This is a genomic window from Streptomyces sp. ActVer, assembly GCF_027270795.1.
Classification (GTDB): domain Bacteria; phylum Actinomycetota; class Actinomycetes; order Streptomycetales; family Streptomycetaceae; genus Streptomyces; species Streptomyces umbrinus_A.
Map to the genome: position 1 here is coordinate 1 of NZ_JAPWHT010000668.1, position 3,937 is coordinate 3,937.

Below are 3,937 nucleotides of genomic sequence, written 5' to 3' on the forward strand. Positions count from 1 at the left end.
CGAAGCCCACGCCGACACCGACGCCGACCCCCACCGTGCGTCCCAGCCCCTCGCCGACTCCGGTGAGTTATCCCGCGTACCGCACCAGGCCGCGCAAGGCGCCGCCCCGCGGCGGCCCGTCCCTGGTCTCGCTCACCCTGCTCATCACCGCGCCCGCGGTGTTCGCCGTCGCCGCGCTGCGCCCGCGCTGACCCCTGGAGGAATCCTTTGTCGGAATGGCTTGTTCTCGCCCTCGCGATGGCGGCGGCCAGTGTCGTCGTCCTCATCGTCACCGTCGTGCGGCACCACACCGCCGCCGACGACGACGATCCGTCCGAGACTCCGGACGTGATCGAGTACATGACGATGATGATCGGCGTGGTGTACGCCATCGTGCTCGGCCTGGCCATCGCCGGTGTCTGGGAGGCGCGCGGCGTCGCCCAGGATCACGTCCAGAACGAGGCGTACGCGCTGCACGAGATCTCCGAGCGCGTCCGGGTGTACCCGCCCGACGTGCGCGACCGCATCCGGGACGACGTCAACGTCTATGTCGGCCACGTCGTCACCACCGAGTGGAAGGCCATGGCCGACGACGGCAAGGTCACCGACCGGGGGACCAAGCTGCTGGCCAGGATCCGCAACGACGTCACCGACTACGAGCCGCGGACGGACTTCGAGGCCCAGGCCTACCAGCCGCTCCTCGACCAGGTCACCGCGGCGGACAACGCGCGCACGGCCCGCGCGGAGTCGACGGCTCCGACCATGCCGGGCGTCGTGTGGTTCGGTCTGATCACCGGAGCCGTGGTCACCGTCGGGCTGATCTTCGCGCTGCAGATCCGCCGCACCCTGCGCGAGGTGATCCTGGCGGGCCTGTTCGCCGCCCTGATCGCCTTCCTGCTCTTCCTGATCTGGGACTTCGACGCTCCCTACAGCCGCGGGATCACGGCGACCGCCGATCCGTTCCTGACGCTCTTCCCGAAGGCCGGTGAGTGACGGAGACCCTTACGAGCCGACTTCATCGGGGGACGGACGCCGCGCCGGGCCCGTCCCCCGACCGCACGCATCCGATGCCCGGTTCGGCCCACACGGTTGCCCCATTCGCGCGACAGCGATCGCGCCGGCGCCCGCACCTTCCTAGCGTTTCGATCATCGAGGTGCATGTACGGCGCAGCGGAAAAGGTCCGCGGCTGCGCCTCGGGGACCCGGAGGACTCACCATGCGCGCGATACGCGTCGCTTCGGCCGCACTGCTGGGCGTGACCGCCCTGACCCTCACCGCCCCCGTCGCCGCCGCCCGGGACGACGGCGAGCGCAACATCACCTCGTTCGGCTTCAACGTCTCGCCCACGACCATCGCCGCGGGCGGCCGCGTCTCGCTGTCGGTCAACGGCTGCAAGTCGGACACCAAGGTCTCCTCGGGCGTCTTCGACAAGGTGACGATCCCCAAGGGACAGGGCTCGGCCACGGCCACCGTCGACTGGGACGCCAAGCCCGGCGCGGTGTACGAGGTGACGTTCCAGTGCGGAAACGAATCCGGCCGCACGGATCTCACCATCGCCACCGGCCGCCCGAACGACCCGACGCACACCCCCGTCCTCCGGGGCGTCAAGGCGGGTATCGGCGGCAGCGCGGGCGGCTTCGACCTGAGTGAGATCGGCCTCGGCGCCGCACTCATCGCGGGCTCGGTCGGCGCGGCGTACTACTGGTCGCGGCGGCGCACCGGCGAGCACGGCGGCTGACGCAGCGGACGCGCCGGACAGGCCTTCGCCCCGGAACCCTTGAGGGTCCGGGGCGAAGGGCTGTCCGGGCTCAGATCTTGTTCTCGGAGCGGCGGCGCATCCAGAACACCCCGCCGCCGATGAGGGCGAGGCCGACGAGGCCGCCGCCGATCGCGATGTCGGTCGGTGTGGCACCGGTGGTGCTGCTGCCGCCGAGACCGCCTCGGACACCGCCGATGACGGTGAATGCCTGCGGCTTGGTGAGGGTCTTGCCGCTGCAGTGGACCGTGATGTCGTACGAGCCCGGGTTGGCCGATCTGTTGATGGTGGCGGTCCCCTTCGAGGTCTCGTTGTTGCTGTTGACCGGCGTGAGGCTGGCCTGCGGGAACGCCGTCGACGTCATGGTGCCGCCCTCTGGGCAGCCGTCCACGGTGACCGCCAGCTGGCCTCCGCGGGCGATGACGCTGGGCATCGCGGTGATGTTGCTCGGGTTGTCCCAGGCCGCGGCCGTGGGAGCGGCGAGTCCGACGGCGGCGAACGCCACCGCAGAGACCGCCAGGGCACGATTGGTACGCATGTGATCCTCCGCGGAAGGCGCCCCGGGAACCGTCCCCGAGTCGATCGGCGAGAAAACGCCTCCCAGACAGACCCTCAGTTGCCGTGCACAGGGCCGCATTTCGAGAATGCTCCGTACCGGTGAGAGGACACGCCGACAGAAAGGAACACAATCGGATATTGTCGCAGGTCACGGACCGTCAGAAATTTCCTGGCGATGGCAACTCGGATGGCTCACGGCAGTCGGCTCCGCCACCCGTTCGCGCTTCTCCCGTCGCCCTGTGCGCGCGCTGCGCTTAGCGTTCTCGTATGCGCGACGGACGTGGCGACGGCCACGTCGAGAGGGGATTGCGAATGTTCGTGTCCGAGCTGGCGGAAGAGGAGGAGCGCCCCAAGAAGCGCGCTCCTTGGGGCGTCATAGCGCTTGTCCTGCTGACCGGCCTCGCTCTCATTCGGAATGGTTCGGGAGAGTTCGACGTCGGGCCCCCACAACCCGCGACGGCCGCCGCCGCGGACAACCGCGTCACCGGCAGCACGACGCGCACGGGCGCTCCGGTCCCCCTGCCGTTCTCCGTGGCCGACCGCATCAGGATCCCGGCCATCCGCGTCGACGCCCCCGCCATACCGGTGGGCCTCGACATGGAGGGCTGGGTGGACGCGCCGCCGCCGGAGGACCCGAACCTCGCGGGCTGGTTCTCGGGCGCGGTCTCGCCCGGCGAGAAGGGCACGGCCGTCATGGTCGGCCACGTCGACAACCGGCAGGGCCCCGCCGTCTTCTACGGACTCGGGGCCCTGAAAAAGGGACATCGCGTGGAGGTCCTGCGCAAGGACGGAAAGACCGCCGTCTTCGAGATCTACGGCATCGAGGTCTTCGCGAAGAACAACTTCCCAGGAGACCGTGTCTACGGGAACACCGGAACCCCCGAAATTCGCGTCATCACCTGCGGGGGCGGTTTCTCCAAGCAGAACGGCTACGACGGGAACGTCGTCGTGTTCGCCCGCCTGATCGAGGTTCGCTGAGCCTTCCCCGGACGGGCGGACGAAACCCCGCGGAGTTCCACTGAACCCTTTCGGTTCCGTGGAACTCCGCGGCTCTATGTGGACTGCCGACATCTATGTGCCGACATCTGTGTGCCGGCGTCTATGTGCCAGCATCTATGTGCCGACGTCTATGTGGATTGCCGTCGGGGCACGATGATCTGATAGCCCGAGTCCAGCAGCCGGGGCAGATAGTCGCGCAGCGCCGTCACACTCTGCGTGCGGTCCCCGCCCGCGTCGTGTCCGAGGACCACGACCCCCGGGGCCGCTCCCTTGATGACCCGGCCCTCGATCGCGCCGGCACCCGGCGAGGTCCAGTCGAGGGTGTCGACGGTCCAGGCGAGCGGTTCCATGCCGAGTTCGGCGCCGATCTGGAAGGCGGCCCGGTTCCACGCACCGTACGGCGCGCGGAACCAGCCGGGCCGCTCCCCGGCTCCCTCCTCGATGACATCGCAGGTGCGCTCCATCTGGGAGCGGATTTCGGCCCTGGTCAGACGGGTCAGCAGGGGGTGGGACCAGGTGTGGTTGCCCACCACGTGTCCCTCGTCGGCCATCCGGCGCAGCAAGTCCTTGTGGCCGGAGGCCATCTCCCCGCACACGAAGAACATGGCGCGCACCTTGTGGGCCTTGAGCGTGCGCAGGATCTGC

Annotated in this window: 5 protein-coding genes and 1 pseudogene; 4 read left to right on the top strand and 2 right to left on the bottom strand. The window is 69.3% G+C overall.

Translation table 11 applies throughout. The features are described from left to right. The 3 genes and pseudogenes from O3Q52_RS50095 to O3Q52_RS50105 form a co-directional block, all read left to right on the top strand. Positions 1–191: pseudogene (locus O3Q52_RS50095) on the top strand (hypothetical protein); the annotation flags it as partial. 16 nt (positions 192–207) lie between these two features. Then, the gene (locus O3Q52_RS50100; RefSeq protein ID WP_269655085.1) at positions 208–972 is read left to right on the top strand and encodes a DUF4239 domain-containing protein; all 765 of its coding nucleotides are present in this window, start codon (positions 208–210) and stop codon (positions 970–972) included. 223 nt (positions 973–1,195) lie between these two features. Continuing rightward, positions 1,196–1,717: a hypothetical protein gene (locus O3Q52_RS50105; RefSeq protein WP_269655086.1), complete on the top strand. Its 522-nt coding sequence runs from the start codon at positions 1,196–1,198 to the stop codon at positions 1,715–1,717. A gap of 70 nt (positions 1,718–1,787) precedes the next feature. Here O3Q52_RS50105 and O3Q52_RS50110 read toward each other — a convergent pair whose 3' ends face one another. Beyond that, entirely contained in the window at positions 1,788–2,273 is a 486-nt protein-coding gene (locus tag O3Q52_RS50110) for a hypothetical protein (RefSeq protein WP_269655087.1), read from the bottom strand. A 332-nt stretch (positions 2,274–2,605) separates the two neighbouring features. Here O3Q52_RS50110 and O3Q52_RS50115 point away from each other — a divergent pair, with 332 nt between their 5' ends. Beyond that, complete coding sequence (locus O3Q52_RS50115) at positions 2,606–3,271, top strand: class F sortase (protein WP_269655089.1); 666 nt, start codon at positions 2,606–2,608, stop codon at positions 3,269–3,271. A 149-nt stretch (positions 3,272–3,420) separates the two neighbouring features. On the opposite strand, the gene O3Q52_RS50120 is transcribed toward O3Q52_RS50115, so the two are convergent. Next, on the bottom strand, positions 3,421–3,937 hold a 517-nt coding region (locus tag O3Q52_RS50120), incomplete at its 5' end, for a polysaccharide deacetylase family protein (RefSeq protein ID WP_269655088.1).

What these genes read in the sequence shown, in the direction of transcription:
- O3Q52_RS50105 (WP_269655086.1), top strand. Translation starts at nt 1,196, where the DNA reads ATGCGCGCGATACGCGTCGCTTCGGCCGCACTGCTGGGCGTGACCGCC.
- O3Q52_RS50110 (WP_269655087.1), bottom strand. Translation starts at nt 2,273, where the DNA reads ATGCGTACCAATCGTGCCCTGGCGGTCTCTGCGGTGGCGTTCGCCGCC.
- O3Q52_RS50115 (WP_269655089.1), top strand. Translation starts at nt 2,606, where the DNA reads ATGTTCGTGTCCGAGCTGGCGGAAGAGGAGGAGCGCCCCAAGAAGCGC.